This is a genomic window from Bacillus sp. 9.4, from assembly GCF_055486415.1.
Genome location: NZ_JBVFMU010000002.1, coordinates 885,188 through 911,355, shown reverse-complemented (window position 1 = coordinate 911,355; position 26,168 = coordinate 885,188). Strand labels below are relative to the sequence as shown.

Genomic DNA, 26,168 nt, shown 5'->3' with positions numbered 1-26,168 from the left:
GTTTTCCACGTTAATGTATAAAATAATACAATTATCCTATCACAAAAATTCAGTTTTTTGATAAAAAATTAGAATTATCAAAAGAAATTGACGGATGTTTGCGAAATGTTCACAAAATAAAATAACCTCATCTTATGATGAGGCCAGGCGTTTTGCGATAGAGGAAGAGATGTTCTGCAGATCCTCCGGTTTATAATCATCAGCATGCGTTTTCCAAACCGCTCCGAATCCATCTCCTTTTCCGTAGCGAGGGATAATATGCATATGGTAGTGGAACACAGATTGTCCAGCTTTTTCGCCGTTATTGTTCAACGTATTTAAGCCGATCGGTTCAAATTCATCCCGGATAGCGCGGGCGATTTTCGGAACAGCATGAAAATATTGTTTTGCTAATTCATCTGTAAATTCATATACATTCTCAATATGTGTTTTCGGAATGACAAGCGTATGGCCTTTTGTCACTTGGCTGATATCAAGAAAGGCAAGTACATGTTCATCTTCATACACCTTCGCGGATGGAATGTCGCCGGCAATAATTTTACAAAAGATACAATTCTCTGCACAATGCATGAGGGTTCCTCCTTATGAAATCGTTTAGTATGTATACACTCATCGTACCACAGAAATGCAGAAAATAGAAAACAGGATGAACGGCTAGCGTTCACCCTGAATGCAGAGGAAGAGCTTATATGAAGAAAATGTGTTATGCCTTTGGTAAGCACCTCATTTGTCAATAAAATGAAGACTTGTTTAATGCCTAACGATTCCTGCGATAAACACCTCATTTGACAATTTGCTTCATACATGAAGAATTCATCAATTCAGTGAAGAGAAATGGTTTGAGCATTGGACATGTTTATTTTCTATCCAACTGTTTCTAAGACGTCTTTGACAAACACCTCATTTTTCAGTTGATATGCTTTTCCTCTACAACTATTATGATGTCCAGAACCCTGTCTCTTTATGACAGCAAATTCATCATTTGTTAAAAGGGAATTGTTTCAAATCAGGCCTTGTTTTTGGTACTATGAAGAAAAACACTATAAGGGGAGAAACTATGTCTCTGCTATCGGTAAAAGACTTAACCGGCGGATATACAAGAAATCCGGTTTTAAAAAACGTATCATTCACCCTTGAACCGAATCAAATTGTCGGCTTAATCGGGCTGAATGGTGCTGGTAAAAGTACAACAATCAGACACATCATCGGGCTGATGGACCCGCATAAAGGTTCAATCGAATTAAACGGTAAAACGTTTGCTGAGGATCCGGAAGGCTACCGTTCACAATTTACCTATATACCTGAAACACCTGTTTTATATGAAGAATTGACGCTGATGGAGCATCTTGAACTAACAGCCATGGCATATGGGCTGTCAAAAGAAACGATGGAGAAAAGGCTGCCTCCGCTTTTAAAGGAATTCCGAATGGAAAAGAGGCTGAAGTGGTTCCCGGCCCATTTTTCTAAAGGAATGAAGCAGAAGGTTATGATTATGTGCGCATTTTTGGCAGAGCCTGCGCTCTACATTATTGATGAGCCTTTTCTAGGGCTTGATCCGCTTGCCATTAACGCGCTGCTTGAACGGATGAATGAAGCGAAAAAAGGCGGGGCGAGCGTGCTGATGTCAACACACATTTTGGCAACGGCAGAACGCTATTGCGATTCGTTTATTATTTTACATAACGGCGAGGTGCGGGCGCGCGGCACGCTGTCAGAGCTCAGAGAGCAGTTTGGAATGAAGGACGCGGCGCTGGACGATTTGTATCTTGAGCTTACAAAGGAAGACGCTGGCCATGAATAATATGCTTGATATTTGGCAGTCGCGGCTGCAGGAGCATATCAAAGAAACAAGAACATACATGAAATATATGCTCAACGATCACCTCGTCATTGTTTTGATCTTTTTTCTAGCGGGCGCTGCAAGCTGGTACAGCAAATGGATACGGGACATTCCCGCTCACTTTCCGTCCTTTTGGGTGATGGCCGTGCTGTTTTCACTAGTGTTGACAAGCTCTTATGTGCGAACGCTTTTGAAGGAGGCTGACCTTGTTTTCTTATTGCCTCTAGAAGCAAAAATGGAGCCTTACTTGAAGCAGGCGTTTGTCTATAGCTATGTGTCTCAGCTGTTTCCGCTGATTGCGCTGAGCATCGTTGCGATGCCGCTTTATTTCGCAGTCACACCGGGGGCTTCGCTCGTATCGTATGCCGCGGTCTTTGTCCAACTGTTGCTGCTGAAAGCGTGGAATCAGGTAATGGAATGGCGCACGACTTTCCAAAACGACCGCAGCATGAAACGGATGGACGTCATCATTCGCTTTGCGGCGAATACACTCGTTCTTTATTTTGTTTTCCAATCTGTTTATATGTATGCGCTTCTCGTCTATGTCATTATGGCTGTTCTTTATCTGTATATGTCTTCCGCAGCAAAACGGAAAACATTTAAATGGGAGAGCCATATTGAGTCCGAATTGAGACGAAAGCAGCGTTTCTATCGGATTGCCAACCTGTTTACTGATGTGCCGCATTTGCGAAAGCAAGCCAAACGCAGAGCTTATCTCGACTTTTTGCTGCGGCTTGTGCCGTTTGAACAGCGCAAAACATTTGCCTATATGTTCACCCGCGCCTTTTTGCGTTCGAGTGATTATTTGGGCATTATTGTCAGATTAACGATCGTTTTCGCGCTGATCATTATGTATGTCTCAGCTAGCCCGCTGATTGCCGCGGTTTTGACTGTGTTTGCCATTTTCATTACGGGCATTCAGCTTCTGCCGCTCTTCGGCCACTTTGACCATCTGGCTCTTCAAGAGCTGTACCCTGTGAAAAAAGAAACAAAGCTGAAAAGCTATTTCTCTCTATTAAAAACTGCACTTAGTATTCAAGCGCTGCTGATGTCTGTTGCATCTGCCTATGCAGCTGGCTTGACCGGTTTTCTGTACGCGCTGATCGGTTCTGCCGTTCTGATTTTTGTTGTTTTGCCTTCTTATATGACAACCAGGCTGAAAAAGCACGGAAAGCTGTGAACTGAAAAGGGGTAATCAAATGACAGATAATCAGCTGCTGATGCAGGAAGCGTTGCAATGGAAAATGCATTTTTTGCGAAAGGATTCCATGTTTGAACGCTTTTCGAAGCGTGTGCAGACGAAGGTGAATGAACGGATTCCTGAAAAAATCCATACGGTCGTCACCGAGAGTGTGAAAAAAATGGTAGAAGCGACAATGGCCGGCTCCAATATCATCACTTATAAAAAGGATACAAGTGCACTGTCGCTCAGTGAAAAAAACGAATTGGCGAAAAAAACGATTGTTTCTTATCAGAAAGTGGCAGCTGCTGAGGGAGTCGGTACCGGAGCGGGCGGCATTTTTTTAGGCATTGCTGATTTTCCGCTGCTGCTTTCAATTAAGATGAAGTGTTTATTTACCTTGTCTTCCATTTACGGCTTTAATGTCAAGGATGCACAAGAAAGGATGTTTTTGCTGCTCGTGTTTCAGCTTGCGTTTTCGAGTGATGATGGCCGTAAATCGCTTTTTTCTGTCATCGAAAATTGGGAGACGGAGAAAAAGAGCATCGACTGGAGAGTGTTCCAGCAGGAATATCGCGATTATATCGACGTCGTGAAGCTTTTTCAGCTTTTGCCGGGCGTAGGAGCGGCAGTCGGCGGAATTGCCAATTATAAGCTGCTTGCTCAGCTTGGAGAAACGGCAAGACATGTTTTTCATCTGAGGATATTAAAGGAAACAGCCGGAGAATAAACACTCCGGCTGTTTTTTTATAGCTGATGATAGGTGATCGCAGCGCCGGCAAGGACCTTGGCCGCTGTCAGCATGGCTTTTTCGTTGATATCAAATTTCGGATGGTGGTGGGAATAAACTCGGTCTGGCTGTTCGGGAGCGGCACCTGTAAAGAAAAAAGTGCCTTTCACGTTTTGTAGGTAATAAGCAAAATCCTCGCCGCCCATTTGCGGTTCACCGTCAATGACCTGCTGAACGCCCTCGGTATTCTTTGCGGTGCTCACCAAGTGGTTCGTTTCTGCAGGATGGTTCACAACCGCTGGATAACCCTGTTCATAGGTGTACTCATAGGACGCGCCGTGCATGCTGCATATTCCTTTTACAACCGCTTCAATTTCTTTCTCCAGAATGTCCCGGACATTTTCATCAAAAGAACGCGCTGTGCCGATGAGTACTGCTTGGTCTGCGATGACATTAAACGGATTGTCGGCGATGAAGGAGCCTGTCGAAATGACGGCGGATTGAATCGGATTGACTTTGCGGCTGACAATGTGCTGCAAAGAGGAAACGATTTGCGAACCGATCAGGACGGCGTCTTTTGTATCATGCGGATGAGCGCCGTGGCCGCCCTTTCCGAAAACTTTAATCGTAAATCGGTCCGCCGCCGCCATTACGGCGCCGGGGCGGCAGAGAATAGTTCCGAGCGGCTCAGTTGCCCAAAGATGAGTGCCGAATATCACATCCGCGTTTTCGAGACAGCCGTCATCAATCATTGGCTTTGCGCCTCCCGGATAATATTCTTCTGCATGCTGGTGGATCATCACAAATGTTCCCTTCAGTTCATGTTTGTTTTGGTGAAGGACCTTGGCCACTGCGAGAAGAGCTGCGGTGTGGCCGTCGTGGCCGCATGCATGCATGACACCAGGCACTTTGGAGGCGTAAGGGACATCTTTTTCATCTTGAATGGGGAGAGCGTCAAAGTCGGCCCGCAAAGCGACTGTAGGGCCTGGTTCGCTTCCTTCTATATATGCTAAAACCCCTCTGCCGCCGACGTTCGTGCGGATTGGGACTCCTAACGATTCATAATAGGAAGCAATAAATGCGGCGGTTTTTTCTTCTTGAAATGAGAGCTCAGGATACATATGAAAATGGCGCCTGATCTCAACCATTTCTTCAAAACAGCCGTCGAGCTGTTTGTTTATCTCTTTCTGCAGTGTGGATATGGACAAAGCCGCTTCCCCCTTTTCTATGCTTTTCCATGATTGTATAGAAAAAGTCTGAATATTTCAACTCATGCTGTTTCAAAGCATCATCACAGCTGCGAGGGTTGTCACCAAAAGGCCAATCGCGACTGGAATGAAGTTTTTTCTGGCAAGCTCAAAAGGATCAACTTTGCAAATGGCCGCGGCGGGAATCAACGCCCATGGGACCAGTGTGCCTCCGCCCACCCAGATGGCAGAGATTTGTCCGAGCGCGGTCAGAACGGCGGGATCGGCATGGAGAGCGGACGAAAAGAGCTTTGCGATGGAGCCGGCGAGAGAAATGCCAGAAAATCCTGAGCCGTCAAGGCCTGTTATGGCTCCAGCGGCAGTTAATGCAGCGGCGGCAAGCTCCTTTGACATAGGCATCATATGGGATAAAGCAATGCCAAGATCGTTGACAATGCCGTGGGAACCTTTAGGGAGTGAAGTGCCCAGTATGCTCTCATAGCCTGAGTCGCCAAGATAAAAGAAAGCGGCAATCGGGATGACGGGGCCGAAAACCTTAAAACCGAACTTAAATCCGTCAATAAAATAGCCGGTGATTTTTTCAAGCCCTTTATGCTTATACACGAAAAAATGAACGGTAAGGAGGATACAGATTGCAGACCCGCCAATTAACGCGGTGGCATCATTTCCTTGTAGGTTAAACAAGAGCATGCAGGAAATATCTGCAAGAAAGGCAAGCGGAATCAAAAAAGCCAGTATGGACCGCAGGCGTTTTGGCAAGTACAGCGAGTTGTCTTGTTCGCCGGAAAGAATGGGGGAAAAAGAAGCGGGATGCTCCTGCTTTTTGCGTTCGCGCTGAATCATGATAAAGGCAGCGGTTGTTGTTGTCACACCCATAATCAGCACAAGCGGAATGCTGGCCGAGACGACATCACCGACTGGAATGCCTGCTGCATCCGCAGTCAGCTTTGGCGCCGCCTGAATGACAAAGTCTCCTGACAGGGCAAAACCGTGTCCGAATAAGTTCATGGCCATGGCCGCGGCAAGAGGCGTCAAACCGGCACGTGCGGCTGCGGGGAGCAGGACGGCGCCGATTAAAGCGACACCCGGAGAAGGCCAGAAGAAGAGAGAAATGGCGAACATCAGGCCTCCAATCAGCCAATAGGCAGTCACAGGCCCTCTCACAAGGCTTGCAAAGGGAGAAATCATCGCTTCATTTATCCCTGTTTTTGTTAACAAATCACTCATTGAAACGATAAAGCAAATGATGAAAATCGTGGGCAGCAGTTCGCCGGCCGCATAGATAAAGCTGTGGAATAAACTGCTGACAGAAGCTGAAAGTGAATGGCTGGCCCATAGCGATATGATAAAAATGCCGAATAGAGAAATAAATGTCGTGTCTTTTCTCAGCAGCATAAATAAGATAATTGCACCGATAAAAAACACATACAGAACATGGACAGACAAAATCCCGACTTCCATCATCGATCACTCCTTCCGCTTACAGATTATTCATAGGCGGGCGGAAGGTGCCGGGACAGAGGGGAGGGTTATGATGGAAGATGAACATTGATCTGTTTCAGCTGCTCAATCAGATGAAGCCTTAACACTCTATTCGCTTTTTGCAGATGTTTTGGGAAGCATTCAGGAGAAAAAATGACGCACCCATCAGCAAGCCAGTTTTTTCTATAGGCGATGATGCTTTCCGATGGCTCTAAATATGAATCATCCTCGTGCTGCATCTCGTAATCATCAAATCCGAACTGAAAACCGCAGCACGGGCAGATTTCATGAGAATGATTGCCTTCATGATCATATGGCGGCTCAGCCAATCCCTTAAACCCGCAGACTGGGCAAGTATGCTTCATTTTGCTTTCCTCCCAATAAAATAAGCTGCCGGACATGCCGGCAGCTATTCGACAGCGAAATATGTGGTGACATAGGAAGGCCGGGAGAAGATCGACGTTGTGTCAATTCCGGCAGATGTATCGCGTTTTTTGTGGGCTTCTTTGTAAGAACCGGACTGCTGCCAGTCTTGAAAGGCGCTTTCCGTTTCCCACAAGGTCAGAATGACATAGGTGTCACTGTCAAGCGGACGGAGCACTCGAATTGCTTCAAAGCCAGGCTCATTTTCGACTTTTCCCGCTCTGTTTTTAAATCTGTTTTCAAACAGCGGACGCCCTTCCTGAGTGACGGCAATATTGTTCAATACTGCAAAACCGGGATGCTTGATCTCTCCGACTTGGTCAATGACTTCATAAGCGTGTGGTGCCTGGAAAACGGTTTCTCCGTTTGTTTCATGAATCAAAATGGCGTTTTCCTGCCCCTGCATCAAAAGGATATTTTCTGAGGGATACTTTTCTACGATTGTTTTTAAAAAATCGGCTGTCCCATATGTAATATAAACCTTCATATCAGCCACCTCCTGCTTGCTAGTATATCAAAACAATGGTATAAGTTTCTATTGGCGAGTGCTTCGAACATAATTCCAAACAATTTTTCCCATACTACCTTTAGAAAGGCGAGGTGAGTTCATGTTTAAGATAAAGAAAAAGAAACTTTTTATACCTATCATTATTTTAGTGTTAACTGCTTTTCTCGCTTTAATAGGATATATTTCAATTATTTTTCTCGGCCATTATGTCATAGATGAAAAAAAGCTTATTCTTCATGCTTCTTCAAAAATTGTTGATCAAAACGGAGATGAGGTTGCAAGCCTGTATACAGAAAATCGCGAGCCGGTCTCGATCAATGAGATTCCAAAGCAGGTCAGAGAAGCGTTTATCGCTGTTGAGGATAAAAGATTCTATGAGCATCACGGCATTGATGCAAAATCTGTCGGAAGGGCAGTGTACCGCGATATATTAGCAGGCGGAAAGGTGGAAGGCGGAAGCACAATCACCCAGCAGCTTGCCAAAAATATTTTTCTGACACATGACAAAACGTTTCTAAGAAAAACAAAAGAAGTGATCATTGCGATCAATCTTGAACGGGATTACAGCAAGGACAAGCTGCTGGAAATGTATTTGAACCAGCTTTACTTCGGACATGGGGTTTACGGCATACAAGCGGCGTCCCACTATTATTTTAATAAAGAAGTAAAAGATTTGACTGTATCTGAAGGCGCTGTTTTGGCCGCTATTCCGAAGGCGCCTTCTACGTACTCTCCGATTTTGCATCCTGATAAAAATAAGGAGCGGCGTGATACAATTCTAGGTATGATGAATGACCAAGGCTATATCAGTGCGAAAGAGGCTGTCACCGCGCAGGGCCGGACGCTTGGATTGCACGTGAAGAAACAGTCGGAAACACCTTGGTTTGACAGCTACATTGACCTTGTGATCAAAGAGGCGGAGGACAAGTATTCCATTTCCGGAGAGCAGCTTCTTCAAGGAGGATACACGATCAAGGTGCCGCTCGATTCGAAGCTGCAGAAGACGGCTTACCAGGTGATGAAAGAGGGTAGCTATTATCCCGGAACAGATCAGAATGCCGAGGGAAGCGCGGTCTTTATTAATAACAAGACAGGCGGTGTAGAAGCGGCCATCGGCGGAAGGGATTACACATCCAAAGGATATAACCGTGTCACAGCTGTCCGCCAGCCGGGTTCCACATTTAAGCCGCTTGCCGTATACGGACCGGCGATGCAGGAAAAGAAATTTAAGCCATATTCCCTATTGAAGGATGAGTTGCAGTCCTACGGAGATTATACGCCGAAAAACTACGACAGCAGGTATGAGGGCGAAGTCACTATGTCTGACGCCATTACGTACAGCAAAAACGCGCCGGCTGTCTGGACGCTGAATGAGATCGGCGTCGAAACAGGAAAATCTTATTTGAAAGCAAACGGCATTGATATCCCTGATGAAGGCCTTGCTCTTGCTCTAGGCGGCTTGGAAAAAGGCGTTTCACCGCTCCAGCTTGCCGGCGCGTTTCATACATTTGCCGCGAATGGAACGTATACTGAACCCTTCTTTATCTCGAGCATAATAGATGAAGACGGAGAAACAATAGCCGATCATAAAGAAGAAGGAAAGCGGGTATTCAGCAAGCAGACGTCTTGGAATATGACGAGAATGCTGCAGCAGGTAGTCAAAAAGGGAACGGCTACGTCCGGCACCTATCACGGCGACCTGGCGGGAAAAACAGGTTCTACATCTTATACAGGCGTCTCCGGCGCGACAAAGGACGCCTGGTTTGCAGGCTATACGCCGAAAATAACCGGGGCAGTCTGGATGGGCTATGACAAAACGGATCAAAGCCATTATTTGAAAGCCGGGAGCTCATACCCGACGCGGCTGTTTAAGGATATTTTGACACAGGCAGGAGAAACCGGTCATGTGTTCACAAAGCCTAAAAACGTTAAAGAACTGGAAAGCCCGATTGAGCTGAAGCCGGTCAAAACACTCACAGCCGATTACACATTTAAAGCAGCGGGGCTCTTTACTATTGAATTAAAGTGGGACGCTCAAGAGGATGATCGGGCCGTATACAGAATTTATGTAAACAAGGACGGCAAGGAGACGCTTCTTGATTCGGTTGAAGGGAAGGGAAGCTATGAAATTCCTTATGCCAACTTATTTTCGGGCGCGTCTTATAAAATTGTGCCTTATAATACACAGACAAAAAGAGAAGGGGAAGGAACCGATTACGTTCAGCCAAAATTGTTTTCCTCTTAATGGAATTCGGCGATTTTTTGAACTTTGAGCTACATTTCTATACCATTTGCCTAAAACAAGGTATAGTGTAATAAGTCAAGAAATACGAACGTATGGTTGCCGTATGAAAGGTGGAAATCAGATGAGTAAACGAGAAACGTTTAACGAGACGTTTTTAAAAGCTGCGCGGGGAGAAAAAGCGGATCACACGCCTGTGTGGTATATGAGGCAAGCAGGGCGCTCACAGCCGGAATACCGCAAGCTGAAGGAAAAGTACGGATTGTTTGAGATCACACATCAGCCCGAACTTTGTGCGTATGTCACAAGACTGCCGGTTGAGCAATACGGAGTCGATGCTGCAATCCTTTATAAAGATATCATGACGCCGCTGCCGTCAATCGGTGTGGATGTTGAAATCAAAAACGGGATCGGTCCTGTGATTGATCAGCCAATCCGGTCTCTGGCGGACATTGAAAAACTCGGCCAAATTGATCCGGAACAGGACGTGCCGTACGTGCTTGAGACAATTAAACTGCTTGTCAATGAGCAGCTGAACGTCCCGCTCATCGGTTTCTCAGGTGCGCCTTTTACGCTTGCAAGCTATATGATCGAAGGCGGCCCGTCGAAAAACTACAATAAAACAAAAGCCTTCATGTACAGCATGCCGGATGCATGGAATCTGCTGATGTCCAAGCTTGCCGACATGATCATCGTGTACGTGAAAGCGCAGATTAAGGCAGGCGCAAAAGCGATTCAAATCTTTGATTCGTGGGTCGGCGCATTGAATCAGGCAGATTACAGAACATACATTAAACCCGTAATGAACCGGATTTTTTCAGAGCTCGCAAAGGAGAATGTGCCGCTGATCATGTTTGGCGTCGGCGCGAGTCATCTCGCAAATGATTGGCATGACCTTCCTCTCGATGTTGTCGGGCTTGACTGGAGACTCGGCATTGATGAAGCCAGATCAAAAGGAATCACTAAAACAGTGCAGGGCAACCTGGACCCGTCCATTTTGCTTGCGCCATGGGAAGTCATTGAGAAGAAAACGAAGGAAATACTTGATCAGGGTATGAAATCAGATGGCTTCATTTTCAATCTTGGCCATGGGGTATTTCCTGATGTCAGTCCCGAGGTTTTGAAAAAACTGACAGCGTTTGTCCATGAATATTCACAAAACAAAAAAATGGGTCAATATTCCTAAGCATATCTTTTGGTATCTTAATGATATCCTGTCAAAATGTTTGTATCAGATCATTAAAGAGGGTGTAAACAGTGAGTAGAAAGAAAATGGGGCTTCTCGTTATGGCGTATGGCACGCCTTATAAGGAAGAAGATATTGAACGTTATTATACACATATCAGAAGAGGCAGAAAGCCTGAACCTGAAATGCTTCAAGATTTGAAAGACAGATACGAAGCGATTGGCGGCATTTCACCGCTTGCCAAAATCACAGAAGAGCAGGCGCATAGTCTGGAACAGCATTTGAATGAAATTCAGGACGAGATTACGTTTAAAGCGTATATCGGACTGAAGCATATCGAGCCGTTTATTGAAGACGCCGTAGCAGAGATGCATAAGGATGGCATTACAGAAGCAGTCAGCATCGTGCTGGCGCCGCATTTCTCCACGTTCAGCGTTCAGTCCTACAACAAACGTGCCAAAGAAGAGGCTGAAAAACTCGGCGGCTTAACGATTACGTCAGTTGAAAGCTGGTACGATGAACCGAAGTTCGTGAAATATTGGGTTGACCGAGTGAAGGAAACATATGCGTCAATGCCTGAGGATGAAAGAGAAAACGCGATGCTCATCGTATCCGCACACAGCCTGCCGGAAAAAATCAAAGAATTTGGAGACCCGTATCCGGACCAGCTGCATGAATCGGCGAAATTGATTGCTGAAGGCGCAGGCGTTTCCGAATATGCTGTCGGCTGGCAAAGTGAAGGGAACACGCCTGATCCTTGGCTCGGACCCGACGTTCAGGATTTAACACGTGATTTATTCGAACAAAAAGGCTATCAAGCATTTGTATATGTTCCTGTTGGATTTGTCGCGGATCACTTAGAAGTGCTTTATGATAATGATTATGAATGCAAAGTGGTTACTGACGATATCGGCGCAAGCTATTACCGGCCGGAAATGCCAAATGCCAAGCCTGAATTTATTGATGCTTTGGCAACAGTCGTATTAAAAAAATTAGGACGTTAAAGAAGGCGATGAACATGAGTGACGGCAAAAAACATGTAGTCATCATCGGCGGCGGCATTACCGGTTTAGCCGCCGCCTTCTATATGGAAAAAGAAATCAAAGAAAAGAATCTGCCGCTTGAGCTGACACTTGTTGAGGCAAGTCCGAGAGTCGGCGGGAAAATCCAGACTGTCAAGAAAGACGGCTATATCATCGAAAGAGGGCCAGACTCATTTCTGGAACGAAAGAAAAGCGCCCCGCAGCTTGTTAAAGACTTAGGTCTTGAGCATTTGCTTGTCAACAATGCGACCGGACAATCCTATGTGCTTGTAAACCGCACCCTGCATCCAATGCCGAAGGGCGCTGTAATGGGGATACCGACAAAAATTGCGCCGTTTGTTTCTACGGGTCTGTTTTCTTTGTCTGGGAAGGCGAGAGCTGCTATGGATTTCATCCTGCCTGCTAGCAAAACAAAGGATGATCAGTCATTGGGAGAATTCTTCCGCAGACGTGTCGGAGATGAAGTGGTCGAGAACTTAATCGAGCCGCTTCTATCAGGGATCTACGCAGGCGACATTGACAAGCTCAGCCTGATGTCGACATTCCCGCAATTTTACCAGACGGAACAAAAGCATAGAAGCCTGATTCTCGGCATGAAAAAAACAAGGCCTCAAGGCTCAGGCCAGCAGCTGACGGCAAAAAAACAAGGGCAGTTCCAGACTCTGTCAACCGGTTTGCAGACCCTTGTAGAAGAGATCGAAAAGCAGTTAAAGCTGACGAAGGTGTATAAAGGCACAAAAGTGACCAAGCTCAGCCGTGGCGGCTCTGGCTATTCGCTCGAACTGGATAACGGCGTCACACTTGATGCAGATTCAGTAATTGTGACTGCTCCGCATAAAGCGGCTGCGGGAATGCTTTCTGAGCTTCCTGCCATTTCTCATTTGAAAAATATGCACTCCACATCCGTGGCAAACGTCGCTTTAGGCTTCCCTGAAGGCTCCGTCCAAATGGAGCATGAGGGCACGGGTTTTGTCATTTCAAGAAACAGTGACTTTGCGATCACTGCCTGTACGTGGACGAATAAAAAATGGCCGCACGCAGCGCCGGAAGGCAAAACGCTGCTTCGGGCATATGTCGGAAAAGCCGGAGACGAATCCATTGTCGATCTATCAGATAATGACATTATCAATATTGTGTTAGAAGACTTAAAGAAAGTCATGAACATAAACGGCGAGCCGGAAATGACATGTGTCACCCGATGGCATGAAAGCATGCCGCAGTACCATGTCGGCCATAAGCAGCGTATCAAGGAGCTGCGTGAAGCATTTGCATCTGCATATCCGGGTGTTTATATGACAGGCGCTTCTTTTGAAGGTGTCGGCATTCCCGACTGCATTGATCAAGGAAAAGCTGCCGTGTCTGACGCGCTTACCTATTTATTCAGCTAAAACCTCCGCTTTATGGCGGAGGTTTTTTTGATGTGCAATGGCAATACTGTGTAAAAAAATGATTGAATTGAACAGCAGGTTATGATACATTTGCATATGTACTTAATGACTAAAATGTTCAAACGGTCAGTTTTGAGGTGAATACAATGTCAATAGATCGAAAAAAGCTCATTTTGGAGGCGGCTACAAAGTCTTTCACGCAGTTCGGGTATAAAGCGACGACAATGGATCTTGTCGCAAAACTTGCGAACGTGGGGAAGGGAACTATTTATACTTTTTTCAAAAACAAAGAAGAGCTGTTTGACGAGATTTTCACTACTTTATTAAAGGAAATGAAGCAAAAAGCGGATGAAGCGATGGAGCCGAACCTTCCGTTCCATGAAAATGTGCACAGAGCGCTGTTTGCCATTCTGGAGTTCAGGAAAACACATCAGCTGACGATTAAAATTTTCCAAGAGAATGCCGAGATTGGTACAATGGCTGTTCAGGAAGTGATCCAGAAAATGGAGCGAGCCATACTGTCTTATATCAAAAGTAAAATTGAAGACGGGATCAAAAGCGGCGCAATCAAGCCGTGCGACCCTGAGCTGACAGCCTTTGTGATGCTGAAGCTTTATATCGCGCTCATTTTTGACTGGGAAAAACAACACCCCCCGCTTGATAAAGAGACAATTGCGGGACTGCTTGAATTGTATGTTGTCAAAGGATTGTCAGCGAACTAGATAATCCTTTCTCTTTGCAAGAAAATGACCATTTTTCATGATGAGTCAGTTTTAGAATGGAGGCATCAGGATGAACACAATACGAAGTCAGTGGAAAGACATCGTAACAAGTAAAAAATTATTGATTCCCATCATCGCCATTTTGTTTGTCCCGCTTATTTACAGCGGCGTATTCTTAAAGGCTTATTGGGACCCGTACGGCACAGTTGACCAGCTGCCTGTCGTTGTCGTCAACCAAGACAAGGGAGCAACGTATGAAGGAGAAAAACTTCAAATCGGTGATGATCTGGTCAAAGAATTAAAGGGTAATAACAACTTTGATTGGCATTTTTCCAATGATCTCGACCAATCGTTAAAGGACTTATTGAATCAAAAATATTATTTAGTTGTCGAGATTCCTGAGGATTTTTCTAAGAATGCCAGCACTGTATTAGACAAAAATCCGAAAAAATTGGATCTGAAATACCATACAAATGCAGGGTCCAACTATGTAGGGGCAACGATCGGCGAAAAAGCGATTGATAAACTGAAAGCCTCTGTTTCAAAAGAAGTGACCGAGCAATATACGAAAGTTATTTTTGATAACTTTAAAGATATCGCAAAAGGTTTGAGCGACGCGAGCAGCGGCGCGAAAAAAATTGATGACGGAACAAAGGATGCGAAAAACGGAAGCGCCCAGCTGAAAGAAAATCTGGCGAAGCTGAAGGAAAGCACCGCTACCATCAGTGACAAAACAGCGCAGCTTGCAGATGGAGCGGCTCAGGTGACGAGCGGCATCCAATCGCTTGACAGCTCGCTTGGAAAATTCCAGGACAGCAGCAACCAGATTTATGATAAATCTAGTCAACTTGCAGCAGGATCAGGCGAGCTGACAAGCAAGATGAATGAACTTCTTGCCGGACTTCAAAACGTGCAGAAGGGTACGCCTAATCTTACTAACGGGCTGGATCAGCTCAACAGTAAAGCCCAAGAAGCTTCTGAGAAAGCAGCAAAAGCGGAAAAGCTCATTAATGCGCTCGATTTAACGAAGCTTGAAACTGCTGTAAACAATCTGGAAAAGTCAGAAACTGCAATGAAGGAATTCAAAAAACAGCTGACTGACTTTGAAAACAGTTTGAAAAACCGTGATCAGACATTTAAAAATGTCATCAATTCGAGTGATTTCTTAACAGCAGAGCAAAAAAGCCAGCTGATTAATTCTGTTGAGAAAAAGCTTCCGCAAGTTGATGCGCCTGATTTTGATCAAATATTAAGCCAGCTACCTGCAGCTGATCAGCTGCCTGACATCGCAACGATAAAAAGCTCTCTTGAAGACGTGAAAGCGCAGGTGGCGCAGGTGAAAGCCATGCCGGAAGCTACATCTAAGCTTTATAACGGCGCAAAAACAATCCAAGATGCAATTGACAGATTAACTGAGGGAGCTGATAAGATATACAATGGTTCACAGAAGCTGACAGATGGCCAAACTAAACTGACAGCGGGCATCGGTGAATATAATAAGCAGTTCGCAAAAGCAAAAGCGGGCTCAGAGCAATTGGTGACAGGAAGCAGCCAAGTATCCGGCGGATTGTTTAAGCTGTTAGACGGGTCTAAACAGGTCCAAAGCGGATCATCAAAACTTGCAGACGGATCTGCATCACTTGATACAGGTTTAGGCAAGCTGTTGGACGGCACAGGCGAGCTGTCTAGTAAGCTGAAGGATGCGGCTGACCAAACAGGAGATATCGATGCTGATGATCAAACATATGGCATGTTTGCAGATCCAGTTAAAACCAAAGATGATGCCATTCATTCCGTTCCTAACTACGGTACAGGGCTGACACCTTATATCCTGTCAATGGGCTTATATGTCGGCGGCATCATGCTGACGGTTGTCTTCCCGCTGAAGGAGGCGTCAGGACGTCCGAGAAACGGTTTTGAGTGGTTCTTCAGCAAATTCAATGTCATGATGCTTGTAGGAATCATTCAATCATTGATTGTGGCGACGGTTCTTCTATTGGGAATTGGTCTCGAGGTAGAGAGCACGTGGAGATTTTACGTGTTTACGATCATTACGAGTCTAGCTTTTCTAGCGATAATTCAATTTTTGGCTACAACGATGGGCAACCCGGGACGATTTATCGCAGTCATTATTTTAGTGCTGCAGCTGGGAGCGAGCGGAGGAACCTTCCCGCTTGAATTGCTTCCGAATTTCTATCAAGTCATCCACGGCGCATTGCCGATGACCTACAGCATTAACGGATTCAGAGCGGTCATTTCAAACGGTGACTTTGGCTACATGTGGCAGATGGCCGGCGTCTTAATCGGCATCGCCCTCGTCATGATTGCACTAAGCATTACTTACTTTACAATGTTAAGCCGGAAGGAAGAAACATCAGAAGAACAGCCGGCTTCATAAAGAAAAAGAACTTGTTTCCTTGGAAACAAGTTCTTTTTTTGTTACATTCCCCATTTAATAAGCAATCCTGTATAGGTTAATCCGCCGCCAAACCCGAAAAGCAAAACGATTTGATCTTTTTTCAGCTTCCCGGCTTTCACTGCGAGATCGAGCGCCAAAACAATTGAAACCGAGGACGTGTTTCCATAATGCTCAACACTAGTGAGCGTTTTTTCAATCGGGAACGGTGTTTTTTCACAAATTGACTCGATCATGCGCAAGTTGGCGCTGTGAGGAACAAACCAATCGAGATCATCAGAGCTGAGTCCTGCTTTATGTAAAAGCCTTTCAAATTCGCCAGGGACGGTTCTTGCGGCCCATTTATATACCTCGCGTCCGTTTTGCACCATTTTTCCAGAACCGACGAGCTGCACACCGTTTATTTCATTTCGCAGTCCGGCACGATACAAAATATCGCCGCCGTTCCCGCTTGTTCCTTGTACAGACGCAAGAAATCCCGGCGTCTCTTCATCTCGTTCCACTAACAGCGCACCTGTGGCATCGCCGAACAGAACGCATGTCGTTCGATCGGTATAATCCGTTACCTTTGATAACGTCTCTCCGGCGATGACGAGAATTTTTTGATGAAGGCCTGATGTGATCAATCCATTTGCCAAATGGAGGCCGTAAGTCAGCCCGGCGCATGTCGCATTAATATCCAGCGCGCCGGTGCTTTCCCAGCCGAAATATTCCTGTACGCGGCATGCCGTACTCGGAAAGGCGTAATCGGATGTGGTTGTGGCAACGAGGATCATATCGACATCATCAAGTGTTCCTTTATAACGGCTCTTGAGATTCTTCACCGCTTCTATGCATAAATCAGAGGTAAATTGATGTTCATCCGCAATCCGGCGTTCTCTCATTCCTGTGCGCTGAACGATCCATTCATCAGAGGTATCAACGATCTTTTCTAAATCTGCATTGGTTAAACGTCTGCTCGGCGCATAGGTGCCGATAGCTGTAATTTTTGCTTTTGACATATGAATCACTCCTTATGGTCAGATTATAACACTAGATATTAGTATCTGGTACTAAAAAGAAGGTTTTTTTACAAAAAAAGAGAAGTGTAGAATAGGGAATCTATGAAAAAGAAAAAGGAGGCTGAAAAATGGTCAGTCAAGAAGCAGTAGTCTTTTTGGCATTATCCGGGGCTATTGCGTTTCTGTTGCCAATCGGGCTGATTGTATGGTTTAAGCGAAAGTATGGCGCCTCGCTTAAAGTGTTTTTTATTGGCGCTCTCACGTTTTTTGTCTTCGCTCAGCTGCTGGAAGGCGGCGTTCATGTTTATGTACTGCAAGTGAATGAAATGACGAAAGAAGCGATGCAACATCCATTATGGTATGGCATTTACGGCTGCTTGATGGCCGGCATTTTTGAGGAGTGCGGAAGGTATATGATGATGCGATTTTTTATGAAGCGCCATCATACTTGGGCAGATGGTCTGGCTTTCGGGGCAGGCCATGGCGGGCTTGAAGCCATCTTGATTACAGGCTTGTCCTCTATCTCACTTATTGTATATGCATTTGCAATCAATAGCGGGACGTTTGAACAGCTTTTGGTCAATGGCGACGTCAAACAGGCGCTTTTGCCGATACAGGAGCAGCTGCTGCATACTCCTTCGTATGAATGGCTGCTGGGCGGAATAGAAAGAATCAGTGCCATTGCCGTCCAGATTGGTCTGTCTCTGCTTGTTTTGTACGCGGTTAAAAGCCGCCGGCCGCTGTTTTTGTTGTATTCTATTCTTTTACATGCACTGTTTAATGTACCGGCGGTTTTATATCAGAGAGGAATCATAGAGCATGCTGCAGCTGTTGAAATCATTGTTGCTCTTATAGCGGCTTTATCAGTTTATTGGATTGTAGAAGCAAAAAGGGTGTTTCAATAAAAGGTCCAAGCAGCAGCAATGCCCGCTTGGAAAAATGTGAACTGGAAATATTCATTAAGCATGGGTCATCAGAATATTTCTGATTCAGTCTTTAGCAATGACAGCAAGAATGTCTGTGTTTTTTACAAGAGAAACAATGGTGTTTCTTTTTCTTCTTCTCGCAAGGGTCATGGCATTCTTTCTTTTTCTTGCAATGGTCGTGGAAATCTTTATCGAACCACTCGTCAAAGAACCAAAAATCATCGAACCAATCGTGACAACGACATTTCTGTTCATGTGAATGACGACAGCACATAGAAATCCCTCCTCTTCCCATGCTCTCTACAGCATATGAGAGATTGATAGGAAAAGATTGGACGGGTCCCTCGGGAAAAGAGTATATTTTAAGTAGAAAATAAAAGGAGGAATGCCCTATGACGTCCGTACGTAAAACGATGGAGCTCATTAAAGAACTTGTATCGATCCCAAGCCCGACAGGAAATACATATGAGGTGATCAATTATATTGAAAGCCTTTTAAAAGAATGGAAGGTAGAAACGGTTCGGAACCACAAGGGCGGCTTAATTGCAACGCTTCCAGGACGCGACACATCCCGGCATCGCATGCTGACAGCGCACGTTGACACCCTCGGTGCTATGGTGAAGGAGATTAAAGCGGACGGCCGGCTGAAAATCGACTTAATCGGCGGGTTTCGCTACAACTCAATTGAGGGGGAGTATTGCCAAATTGAAACCGCCTCGGGAAAAACGTACACAGGCACAATTTTAATGCATCAAACGTCTGTGCACGTATACAAAGACGCGGGAAAGGCTGAGCGGAATCAAGAGAATATGGAGATCCGCCTAGATGAACCAGTTCACTGCCGGAAAGATACGGAGGAGCTTGGCATTGGTGTCGGAGATTTTGTGTCGTTTGATCCCCGTGTCGAGATCACATCAAGCGGATTTATTAAATCGCGCCATTTGGATGACAAAGCAAGCGTCGCCTTATTGCTCCGCTTAATTCATCAAATTCAAACGGAAGACATTGAGCTGCCGTATACAACCCATTTTCTTATTTCCAATAATGAAGAAATCGGATACGGCGGGAATTCGAATATTCCTCCAGAAACAGTTGAATATTTGGCGGTTGATATGGGGGCTATCGGTGACGGGCAGGCGACTGATGAATATTCAGTATCAATCTGTGTGAAGGATGCGAGCGGGCCGTATCATTATCAGCTCAGAAAGCATTTAGTTCAATTAGCCGAGAAGCATCATATCGACTATAAGCTTGATATATATCCGTACTACGGGTCTGATGCGTCAGCAGCGATCAAATCCGGGCATGATATTGTGCATGGCCTCATAGGGCCGGGAATTGACGCTTCCCATGCATTTGAACGCACCCATAAATCATCTCTTCGCCATACCGCTAAGCTTCTGTATTACTATGTACAGTCACCAATGGTATAAGGGGGAGGGCCAATGAAGATTTATAAGCTGAAAAGCACATTCGGCTGGGAAGGTGATGACGGGTTGGGAGAACAGCTGATTCAGCAGATCCTTGCCGGAGAAAAAACCGCCACGTGCGCGCCGAAATCATTGTATTCAAAAGATGAATTGAGGGACGTTTATCAAACAGCGGGTCAGCTTGTTACCGTTTATGATAAACATGACAATCCAAGATGCAATATAAAAGTAACAGATGTCTTTGAAACCATCTTTGGTGCGCCTGATATGAGGTTAGTCAAAGGAGAGGGCAATGGAGACCGAATTGAGGAGTTTCAAGAGGATCATCGGATGGCATGGGCGGAACTGATCAAAAGCGGTGAACTGGAGCTGAATGAGGATACTGTTTTGATTACAGAGCTGTTTGTGCTTGTTAAAGATTAAAAAAGCCTGCGGGGCAAGAACCCCGCAGGCTTTTCATTAACCAGAAATGGTTGCGTTTTGTTCTGTTTTCGATTGGGACATAACAGTTTCTGCTTTCGCAGGATTAAACATGCCTTCCCATTTAGACATCACAACGGCAGCAAGCGCGTTACCAGTCAGGTTGACAACTGTACGTGCCATATCCATGATGCGGTCTACGCCGGCAATAAAGGCAAGTCCTTCAGCCGGAACGCCGATGGTGCCAAGCGTTGCAAGCAAGACAACAAAAGAAGTACCAGGCACGGCAGCCATCCCTTTAGATGTCACCATTAAGACGAGCACAAGCGTAATTTGGTGCCAAATCGTCAAATCAATGCCATATACCTGTGCTAAAAAGAGTGCGGCAATAGATTGATAGAGAACGGAACCGTCTAAGTTAAACGTGTAACCGATCGGAATGACAAATGAAACAATGCCTTTCGGACATCCGATTTTCTCCATTTTTTCCATGATGCGCGGAAGAACCGTTTCAGAGCTGGACGTACTGAACGCCAGTAAGATTTCGTCCTTCATGTAAGCAAGGAACTTGAAGATGCTGATGCCGGCAATTTTTGCGACAATCCCGAAAATAACAATTAAGAAGAAAGCAAGCGCGACATAAACCAATCCGACGAGCTTTCCGAGAGAGATAAGAGAACCGAGTCCGAATTTAGACACAGTCACTCCGATAAGAGCGAAAACGCCGAATGGCGCCACTTTCATCACAAGGTTTACAACGTGGAACATGGCATGGGATACACCTTCAAAAAAGGCTAATACAGGCTTGCCTCTTTCACCGATTGCGGAAATACCCAATGCAAATAGTACTGTAAAGCAAATGATGGCTAGAAGATCCCCTTCGACCAATGACTGGAAGAAGTTTGTCGGCACAATATGGAGGAACGTTTCTGCCACTGATTTATTACTTTGTTCTTTTTCAGTTTCAACATATTGACTGATGTCCGATTTTTGAGCTTCGTGTATATTAACTCCTGTACCCGGATGGAAGATGTTTGCAAGGGCTAGTCCGAGAATAATGGCAAAAGTCGTGATGATCTCGAAGTACAGAATCGTTCTGAAGCCTAATTTACCGACTTGCTTTCCATTTCCTGCACCGGCTACACCGATGATTAAGCTGGAGACAACAATAGGAATCACTATCATTTTGATTAAGCGTAAAAAGAGATCCCCGATTGGCTGCAGGTAAGTAGGCAATGCTGGGTTGCCATACCAAATGACGCCAACAATGACACCTAGAATAAGTCCAACGAATATTTGTGTGGCTAATCCAAACTTAATTCTTTTCATAGATTACCTCCCAAAAAACAAAGTATCAACATATATCATGAATAGACATATATTTAATCTCACTATTAGATCAAATTATAATAGATAAGAAATCAATTCGTCTATAGTAAATTATATTTCGAAAATAAAGAATATTCAATGACATTATGATAATCACCAGAATTATCTAAAAACAGGTGAGCTTTGACCTAACCTGACTATTATTTCAAAATTAAGAGATATGTGAAAAAATAAGAAAATCCCACGCGTAAGGCGCGGGATTTTCGCTCATTACAAATCGTTTACTTTTATACAGTCATTGCAGATATTACCATAGCACTCATGCTGCTCTTCTATCTTTTTTCCGCATTCCGCACACTTTTTCGAAGGCAGGTTTCTAAAAAATTCTGTGATTTTCCCCAGCATAACCAATCCCTCTTTCCCCTTTGTAGTGATTTCATTGTAATATAACAGATTGCAAAAATCAATAACTGTTTTGATACAATGTTTAAAACATGCTTTTTTCAAGAAAAATGGGTATATTGAAGGAGGATCAATTTTTTTGAAAAGATAGGAGGACATTATGAAAGTTACAGTTATCGGATGCTATGGCGGTTTTCCGGCCGCAAATGAAGCGACGTCAGGCTATTTGTTTCAGTCAGGTGATTACTCTCTGCTTGTTGATTGCGGCAGTGCCGTTTTGTCTAAGCTGTTCGGATATGTGCCGGCGGAAAAGCTGGATGCGGTCGTTCTGTCTCATTATCACCATGACCATATCGCTGATATCGGGCCGCTGCAATTTGCCAAGCAAGTCGGTTCGTTTCTCGGCAAAGGAGAGCATACGCTTCCGATTTACGGACATGATGCTGATATAGAACAGTTTCAAAAGCTTACATATAAAACACATACAAAAGGGATCGCCTATCAGCCGGATCAGCCGCTGACTGCCGGTCCGTTTACGATCACCTTTTTAAAAACGATTCACCCGGTGACGTGCTATGCCATGCGGATTACTGACGGCAGCCACACTGTCGTTTATACTGCTGATTCCAGCTACCAGGATTCATTTATACCGTTTTCGAAAGATGCTGATTTATTGATCTCGGAATGCAATTTTTATGCCGATCAAGACGGAACAAGTGCAGGCCATATGAACAGCCTGGAAGCCGGGCGCATTGCAAAAGAAGCCGGAGCGGGAGAACTGCTGCTGACACATTTGCCGCATTTTGGCGTGCATGACAATCTTCGCAAAGAAGCGAAAACCGTTTTTAACGGAGAAGTGAATATTGCGAAATCAGGTTTTGTGTGGGAAGGATAAAGGAGGAGCACCATGTTATTTATAGACAATCAAAATATCAATGATCCGCGGATCAATCTTGCTATCGAGGAGTACTGTGTAAAGCATTTAGACCCTGAACAGCAATATTTGCTCTTTTATGTGAATCAACCGTCTATTATCATTGGGAAAAACCAAAATACAATAGAAGAAATCAATACAAAATATGTAGAGGAAAACGGGATTATCGTCGTCCGCCGTTTATCAGGCGGGGGCGCTGTGTACCATGATCTGGGGAACTTGAACTTCAGCTTTATTACCAAGGATGACGGGGACAGCTTTCATAACTTTAAAAAATTCACTGAGCCGGTGATTCAGGCGTTACATCAGCTTGGGGTTGAAGCCGAATTAAGCGGCCGGAACGACATTGTAGTGGATGGCCGGAAAATATCCGGAAACGCTCAGTTTGCAACGAAAGGCCGTATTTTCAGCCACGGCACCCTCATGTTTGATTCAGCCATTGATCATGTTGTATCAGCATTAAAGGTGAAAAAGGATAAAATTGAATCAAAAGGCATCAAATCGATCAGAAGCCGAGTAGCAAACATCAGTGAGTTTCTCGATGATAAAATGACCACCGAAGAATTCCGCAGCCATTTGCTTCGCCATATTTTTAACACAAACGACATTGGAAACGTGCCGGAGTATAAGCTGACGGAAAAAGATTGGGAGACCATTCATCAAATTTCGAAAGAGCGCTATCAGAATTGGGATTGGAACTACGGCCGCTCGCCGAAATTTAACCTTAATCATTCGAAACGTTATCCGGTTGGATCGATCGATTTGCGCCTAGAGGTCAAGAAAGGCAAAATCGAGGACTGCAAAATCTTCGGAGATTTCTTCGGTGTCGGTGATGTATCTGAAATTGAAAACCTGCTGGTCGGAAAACAATACGAACGCAGCGTCATCGCTGATGTGCTCGAAGGTGTGAATCTCAAGCATTACTTTGGGAACATTACGAAAGAGGATTTCCTTGATCTGATTTATTAAGGCAAAACACATCGTTTGAAAGAGCGGTTGTGTTTTTGAAATAATGGAGGCAGGAGGGATTCACATGAAAGTGTTTTTAATCGGAGCGAACGGACAAATCGGGCAAAGACTCGTCTCTTTATTCCAAGATAATCCTGATCATTCCATCAGAGCGATGGTCAGAAAAGAAGAACAGAAAGCGTCTCTTGAAGCTGCCGGTGCAGAAGCTGTGCTTGCGAATCTGGAGGGCAGCCCGGAAGAAATCGCCGCTGCGGCAAAAGGCTGTGACGCGATCATTTTCACAGCCGGTTCCGGCGGCAGCACAGGCTATGATAAAACGCTGCTGGTGGATCTTGATGGAGCGGCAAAAGCCATTGAAGCTGCGGACATTGCCGGAATCAAACGGTTTATTATGGTCAGCGCCCTGCAAGCCCATAACCGTGAAAATTGGAATGAGGCACTCAAACCTTATTATGTGGCCAAGCATTATGCTGATAAAATTCTGGAAGCGAGCGGTTTAACCTATACGATTATCCGTCCGGGAGGCCTTCGCAATGAGCCTGGAACGGGAACTGTTTCAGCAGCGAAGGATCTGGAGCGGGGATTTATTTCCCGTGAGGACGTTGCAAAAACGGTCATTGCCTCTTTAGATGAGAAGAATACGGAAAATCGGGCCTTTGATCTGACAGAAGGAGATACGCCGATTGCCGAAGCATTGAAGAAACTATGACAGTACTGACACTCAGGGCTTTTTGCTCTTGAGTGTTTTTTTCTGTTTCTCTATAATGGAGGAGAAAGCTTGGCTTCAATAATGAATGACTATTCATTCACTTTAAGGGGTGGGAGAATGAATCTTGTTTCAAAATTGGAAGAAACAGCATCTGAGAAGCCCGACAGCATCGCATGCAGGTTTAAAGATCACATGATGACGTATCAAGAGCTGAATGAACATATTCAGCGATTTGCGGACGGCCTTCAGGAAGCCGGTATGGAGAAAGGGGACCATCTAGCTTTGCTGCTTGGCAATTCGCCTGATTTTATCATCGCGTTTTTTGGCGCTTTAAAAGCTGGGATCGTGGTTGTTCCCATCAATCCGTTGTACACGCCGACAGAAATTGGTTATATGCTGACAAATGGTGATGTAAAGGCAATCGTAGGCGTTAGCCAGCTTTTGCCGCTTTATGAGAGCATGCATGAATCGCTGCCAAAGGTTGAGCTCGTCATTTTATGCCAGACGGGGGAGGCCGAGCCGGAAGCCGCGGACCCAGAGGTCAGGATGAAAATGACAACGTTTGCAAAAATATTGCGGCCGACATCTGCCGCTAAACAAAACCAAGAACTTGTCCCTGATGATACCGCGGTTATTTTATATACGTCAGGAACGACTGGAAAACCGAAAGGCGCGATGCTGACTCATCAGAATTTGTACAGCAATGCCAACGATGTCGCAGGCTATTTGGGAATGGATGAGAAGGACAATGTAGTCTGCGCTCTTCCCATGTTTCACGTGTTTTGTTTAACCGTCTGCATGAATGCACCGCTGATGAGCGGCGCAACTGTCTTGATTGAGCCTCAATTCAGTCCGGCATCTGTTTTTAAGCTTGTTAAGCAGCAGCAGGCGACCATTTTTGCCGGTGTACCTACGATGTATAATTACTTGTTTCAGCATGAAAACGGAAAGAAAGATGATTTTTCTTCCATCCGGCTGTGCATTTCGGGAGGCGCGGCAATGCCAGTCGCGTTGCTGACGGCGTTTGAAGAAAAATTCGGCGTTACCATTTTGGAAGGCTACGGGCTCTCGGAAGCATCACCCGTTACGTGCTTTAACCCGTTTGACAGGGGCAGGAAGCCGGGCTCCATCGGGACAAGTATCTTACATGTCGAAAACAAGGTCGTAGATCCGCTCGGACGCGAGCTGCCCGCTCACCAGGTCGGCGAATTGATCGTGAAAGGCCCCAATGTGATGAAGGGCTATTATAAAATGCCGATGGAAACAGAGCATGCATTAAAAGACGGGTGGCTTTATACGGGGGACTTGGCAAGACGGGATGAGGACGGCTATTTTTACATTGTTGACCGGAAAAAAGACATGATCATTGTAGGAGGATACAATGTGTATCCGCGGGAGGTAGAGGAGGTGCTTTACAGCCATCCGGACGTCAAGGAGGCGGTTGTCATCGGCGTGCCGGACCCCCAAAGCGGGGAAGCGGTAAAGGGATATGTGGTGCCGAAACGCTCTGGGGTAACAGAAGAGGACATCATGCAGCACTGTGAAAAGCATCTGGCAAAATACAAGCGGCCTGCCGCCATTACGTTTCTTGACGATATTCCGAAAAATGCGACGGGGAAAATGCTCAGACGGGCACTGAGAGATATTTTGCCCCAATAAAATGAAAAAGCGAAGCGGTTA

General features: G+C 45.2%; 24 protein-coding genes and 1 pseudogene. 16 read left to right on the top strand and 9 right to left on the bottom strand.

Features of this window, described 5'->3' with window-relative positions:
* Positions 1-132: 132 nt before the first annotated feature.
* Positions 133-570 carry an HIT family protein gene (locus ACZ07B_RS11270; protein WP_003233231.1) on the bottom strand — a complete coding sequence of 146 codons (438 nt, stop codon included), beginning with the start codon at positions 568-570 and terminating at the stop codon, positions 133-135.
* A 487-nt stretch (positions 571-1,057) separates the two neighbouring features.
* On the opposite strand from ACZ07B_RS11270, the gene ecsA reads away from it, so the two are divergent.
* From ecsA to ACZ07B_RS11255, 3 genes are read left to right on the top strand one after another with little or no spacing between them, the layout of a single operon-like run.
* Complete coding sequence (gene ecsA, locus ACZ07B_RS11265; protein WP_003233230.1) at positions 1,058-1,801, top strand: ABC transporter ATP-binding protein EcsA; 744 nt, start codon at positions 1,058-1,060, stop codon at positions 1,799-1,801.
* Positions 1,794-3,020 (top strand): ABC transporter permease EcsB, encoded by a 1,227-nt coding sequence (ecsB, locus tag ACZ07B_RS11260; protein ID WP_268549544.1) that lies wholly within the window; start codon positions 1,794-1,796, stop codon positions 3,018-3,020. The genes ecsA and ecsB overlap by 8 nt, the downstream gene beginning before the upstream one ends.
* A 19-nt stretch (positions 3,021-3,039) precedes the next feature.
* Complete coding sequence (locus ACZ07B_RS11255; RefSeq protein WP_268549545.1) at positions 3,040-3,750, top strand: EcsC family protein; 711 nt, start codon at positions 3,040-3,042, stop codon at positions 3,748-3,750.
* Between the two features lie 17 nt (positions 3,751-3,767).
* On the opposite strand, the gene sndC is transcribed toward ACZ07B_RS11255, so the two are convergent.
* From sndC to hmoB, 4 genes and pseudogenes are all read right to left on the bottom strand, one after another.
* Positions 3,768-4,958 (bottom strand): M20 family metallopeptidase, encoded by a 1,191-nt coding sequence (gene sndC, locus ACZ07B_RS11250; protein ID WP_217002633.1) that lies wholly within the window; start codon positions 4,956-4,958, stop codon positions 3,768-3,770.
* Between the two features lie 72 nt (positions 4,959-5,030).
* Positions 5,031-6,422 carry a hypothetical protein gene (locus ACZ07B_RS11245; protein ID WP_216999653.1) on the bottom strand — a complete coding sequence of 464 codons (1,392 nt, stop codon included), beginning with the start codon at positions 6,420-6,422 and terminating at the stop codon, positions 5,031-5,033.
* A gap of 65 nt (positions 6,423-6,487) precedes the next feature.
* Positions 6,488-6,805, bottom strand: a pseudogene (locus tag ACZ07B_RS11240) (hypothetical protein).
* A 44-nt stretch (positions 6,806-6,849) separates the two neighbouring features.
* Positions 6,850-7,350: a heme-degrading oxygenase HmoB gene (gene hmoB / locus ACZ07B_RS11235; RefSeq protein WP_086343651.1), complete on the bottom strand. Its 501-nt coding sequence runs from the start codon at positions 7,348-7,350 to the stop codon at positions 6,850-6,852.
* Between the two features lie 121 nt (positions 7,351-7,471).
* Here hmoB and ACZ07B_RS11230 point away from each other — a divergent pair, with 121 nt between their 5' ends.
* From ACZ07B_RS11230 to ACZ07B_RS11205, 6 genes are all read left to right on the top strand, one after another.
* The gene (locus tag ACZ07B_RS11230; protein ID WP_015383251.1) at positions 7,472-9,616 is read left to right on the top strand and encodes a transglycosylase domain-containing protein; all 2,145 of its coding nucleotides are present in this window, start codon (positions 7,472-7,474) and stop codon (positions 9,614-9,616) included.
* A gap of 121 nt (positions 9,617-9,737) precedes the next feature.
* A complete protein-coding gene (hemE, locus tag ACZ07B_RS11225) occupies positions 9,738-10,799 on the top strand; it encodes a uroporphyrinogen decarboxylase (protein WP_086343653.1) in 1,062 nt (353 codons plus the stop codon).
* 71 nt (positions 10,800-10,870) lie between these two features.
* Entirely contained in the window at positions 10,871-11,803 is a 933-nt protein-coding gene (hemH, locus tag ACZ07B_RS11220) for a ferrochelatase (RefSeq protein ID WP_327845622.1), read from the top strand.
* 14 nt (positions 11,804-11,817) lie between these two features.
* Entirely contained in the window at positions 11,818-13,230 is a 1,413-nt protein-coding gene (gene hemY, locus ACZ07B_RS11215; protein WP_464877192.1) for a protoporphyrinogen oxidase, read from the top strand.
* Positions 13,231-13,376: 146 nt separating this feature from the next.
* Complete coding sequence (locus tag ACZ07B_RS11210) at positions 13,377-13,952, top strand: TetR/AcrR family transcriptional regulator (protein WP_014479348.1); 576 nt, start codon at positions 13,377-13,379, stop codon at positions 13,950-13,952.
* 70 nt (positions 13,953-14,022) lie between these two features.
* Positions 14,023-16,350 (top strand): YhgE/Pip family protein, encoded by a 2,328-nt coding sequence (locus ACZ07B_RS11205; RefSeq protein WP_464877191.1) that lies wholly within the window; start codon positions 14,023-14,025, stop codon positions 16,348-16,350.
* Positions 16,351-16,391: 41 nt separating this feature from the next.
* Here the strand turns inward: ACZ07B_RS11205 and fabHB are convergent, their stop codons facing one another.
* Positions 16,392-17,369 (bottom strand): beta-ketoacyl-ACP synthase III FabHB, encoded by a 978-nt coding sequence (gene fabHB, locus ACZ07B_RS11200; RefSeq protein ID WP_464877190.1) that lies wholly within the window; start codon positions 17,367-17,369, stop codon positions 16,392-16,394.
* A 128-nt stretch (positions 17,370-17,497) separates the two neighbouring features.
* Between fabHB and ACZ07B_RS11195 the strand changes: the two genes are divergently transcribed.
* Positions 17,498-18,274: a YhfC family intramembrane metalloprotease gene (locus ACZ07B_RS11195; protein ID WP_464877189.1), complete on the top strand. Its 777-nt coding sequence runs from the start codon at positions 17,498-17,500 to the stop codon at positions 18,272-18,274.
* A gap of 84 nt (positions 18,275-18,358) precedes the next feature.
* Here ACZ07B_RS11195 and ACZ07B_RS11190 read toward each other — a convergent pair whose 3' ends face one another.
* The gene (locus ACZ07B_RS11190) at positions 18,359-18,550 is read right to left on the bottom strand and encodes a hypothetical protein (protein ID WP_003245634.1); all 192 of its coding nucleotides are present in this window, start codon (positions 18,548-18,550) and stop codon (positions 18,359-18,361) included.
* 137 nt (positions 18,551-18,687) lie between these two features.
* Between ACZ07B_RS11190 and ACZ07B_RS11185 the strand changes: the two genes are divergently transcribed.
* Together ACZ07B_RS11185 and ACZ07B_RS11180 are read left to right on the top strand one after the other, a co-directional pair.
* Entirely contained in the window at positions 18,688-19,728 is a 1,041-nt protein-coding gene (locus ACZ07B_RS11185; RefSeq protein ID WP_038428732.1) for a M42 family metallopeptidase, read from the top strand.
* Positions 19,729-19,740: 12 nt separating this feature from the next.
* Positions 19,741-20,148 carry an ASCH domain-containing protein gene (locus ACZ07B_RS11180; protein WP_015252434.1) on the top strand — a complete coding sequence of 136 codons (408 nt, stop codon included), beginning with the start codon at positions 19,741-19,743 and terminating at the stop codon, positions 20,146-20,148.
* Between the two features lie 36 nt (positions 20,149-20,184).
* Here ACZ07B_RS11180 and gltT read toward each other — a convergent pair whose 3' ends face one another.
* Together gltT and yhfH are read right to left on the bottom strand one after the other, a co-directional pair.
* A complete protein-coding gene (gene gltT, locus ACZ07B_RS11175) occupies positions 20,185-21,474 on the bottom strand; it encodes a glutamate/proton symporter GltT (protein WP_003245579.1) in 1,290 nt (429 codons plus the stop codon).
* Between the two features lie 270 nt (positions 21,475-21,744).
* Positions 21,745-21,879 carry a protein YhfH gene (yhfH, locus tag ACZ07B_RS11170; protein ID WP_003244802.1) on the bottom strand — a complete coding sequence of 45 codons (135 nt, stop codon included), beginning with the start codon at positions 21,877-21,879 and terminating at the stop codon, positions 21,745-21,747.
* Between the two features lie 157 nt (positions 21,880-22,036).
* Here yhfH and ACZ07B_RS11165 point away from each other — a divergent pair, with 157 nt between their 5' ends.
* From ACZ07B_RS11165 to lcfB, 4 genes are all read left to right on the top strand, one after another.
* Complete coding sequence (locus ACZ07B_RS11165; RefSeq protein ID WP_003233185.1) at positions 22,037-22,771, top strand: MBL fold metallo-hydrolase; 735 nt, start codon at positions 22,037-22,039, stop codon at positions 22,769-22,771.
* A gap of 12 nt (positions 22,772-22,783) precedes the next feature.
* Positions 22,784-23,779: a lipoate--protein ligase LplJ gene (lplJ, locus tag ACZ07B_RS11160; protein WP_014479356.1), complete on the top strand. Its 996-nt coding sequence runs from the start codon at positions 22,784-22,786 to the stop codon at positions 23,777-23,779.
* Between the two features lie 64 nt (positions 23,780-23,843).
* Positions 23,844-24,488 carry an SDR family oxidoreductase gene (locus ACZ07B_RS11155; RefSeq protein ID WP_041338152.1) on the top strand — a complete coding sequence of 215 codons (645 nt, stop codon included), beginning with the start codon at positions 23,844-23,846 and terminating at the stop codon, positions 24,486-24,488.
* Between the two features lie 117 nt (positions 24,489-24,605).
* A complete protein-coding gene (gene lcfB / locus ACZ07B_RS11150; RefSeq protein WP_024572532.1) occupies positions 24,606-26,147 on the top strand; it encodes a long-chain-fatty-acid--CoA ligase LcfB in 1,542 nt (513 codons plus the stop codon).
* Positions 26,148-26,168: the final 21 nt, after the last annotated feature.

Coding starts and splice junctions, on each gene's coding strand:
- ACZ07B_RS11155 (WP_041338152.1), top strand. CDS start 23,844: ATGAAAGTGTTTTTAATCGGAGCGAACGGACAAATCGGGCAAAGACTC.
- ACZ07B_RS11255 (WP_268549545.1), top strand. CDS start 3,040: ATGACAGATAATCAGCTGCTGATGCAGGAAGCGTTGCAATGGAAAATG.
- ACZ07B_RS11165 (WP_003233185.1), top strand. CDS start 22,037: ATGAAAGTTACAGTTATCGGATGCTATGGCGGTTTTCCGGCCGCAAAT.
- lcfB (WP_024572532.1), top strand. CDS start 24,606: ATGAATCTTGTTTCAAAATTGGAAGAAACAGCATCTGAGAAGCCCGAC.
- gltT (WP_003245579.1), bottom strand. CDS start 21,474: ATGAAAAGAATTAAGTTTGGATTAGCCACACAAATATTCGTTGGACTT.
- ACZ07B_RS11210 (WP_014479348.1), top strand. CDS start 13,377: ATGTCAATAGATCGAAAAAAGCTCATTTTGGAGGCGGCTACAAAGTCT.
- ecsB (WP_268549544.1), top strand. CDS start 1,794: ATGAATAATATGCTTGATATTTGGCAGTCGCGGCTGCAGGAGCATATC.
- ACZ07B_RS11245 (WP_216999653.1), bottom strand. CDS start 6,422: ATGATGGAAGTCGGGATTTTGTCTGTCCATGTTCTGTATGTGTTTTTT.
- yhfH (WP_003244802.1), bottom strand. CDS start 21,879: ATGCTGGGGAAAATCACAGAATTTTTTAGAAACCTGCCTTCGAAAAAG.
- ecsA (WP_003233230.1), top strand. CDS start 1,058: ATGTCTCTGCTATCGGTAAAAGACTTAACCGGCGGATATACAAGAAAT.
- ACZ07B_RS11195 (WP_464877189.1), top strand. CDS start 17,498: ATGGTCAGTCAAGAAGCAGTAGTCTTTTTGGCATTATCCGGGGCTATT.
- ACZ07B_RS11185 (WP_038428732.1), top strand. CDS start 18,688: ATGACGTCCGTACGTAAAACGATGGAGCTCATTAAAGAACTTGTATCG.
- fabHB (WP_464877190.1), bottom strand. CDS start 17,369: ATGTCAAAAGCAAAAATTACAGCTATCGGCACCTATGCGCCGAGCAGA.
- ACZ07B_RS11205 (WP_464877191.1), top strand. CDS start 14,023: ATGAACACAATACGAAGTCAGTGGAAAGACATCGTAACAAGTAAAAAA.
- hmoB (WP_086343651.1), bottom strand. CDS start 7,350: ATGAAGGTTTATATTACATATGGGACAGCCGATTTTTTAAAAACAATC.
- hemE (WP_086343653.1), top strand. CDS start 9,738: ATGAGTAAACGAGAAACGTTTAACGAGACGTTTTTAAAAGCTGCGCGG.
- ACZ07B_RS11270 (WP_003233231.1), bottom strand. CDS start 570: ATGCATTGTGCAGAGAATTGTATCTTTTGTAAAATTATTGCCGGCGAC.
- hemY (WP_464877192.1), top strand. CDS start 11,818: ATGAGTGACGGCAAAAAACATGTAGTCATCATCGGCGGCGGCATTACC.
- ACZ07B_RS11190 (WP_003245634.1), bottom strand. CDS start 18,550: ATGAACAGAAATGTCGTTGTCACGATTGGTTCGATGATTTTTGGTTCT.
- ACZ07B_RS11230 (WP_015383251.1), top strand. CDS start 7,472: ATGTTTAAGATAAAGAAAAAGAAACTTTTTATACCTATCATTATTTTA.
- lplJ (WP_014479356.1), top strand. CDS start 22,784: ATGTTATTTATAGACAATCAAAATATCAATGATCCGCGGATCAATCTT.
- ACZ07B_RS11180 (WP_015252434.1), top strand. CDS start 19,741: ATGAAGATTTATAAGCTGAAAAGCACATTCGGCTGGGAAGGTGATGAC.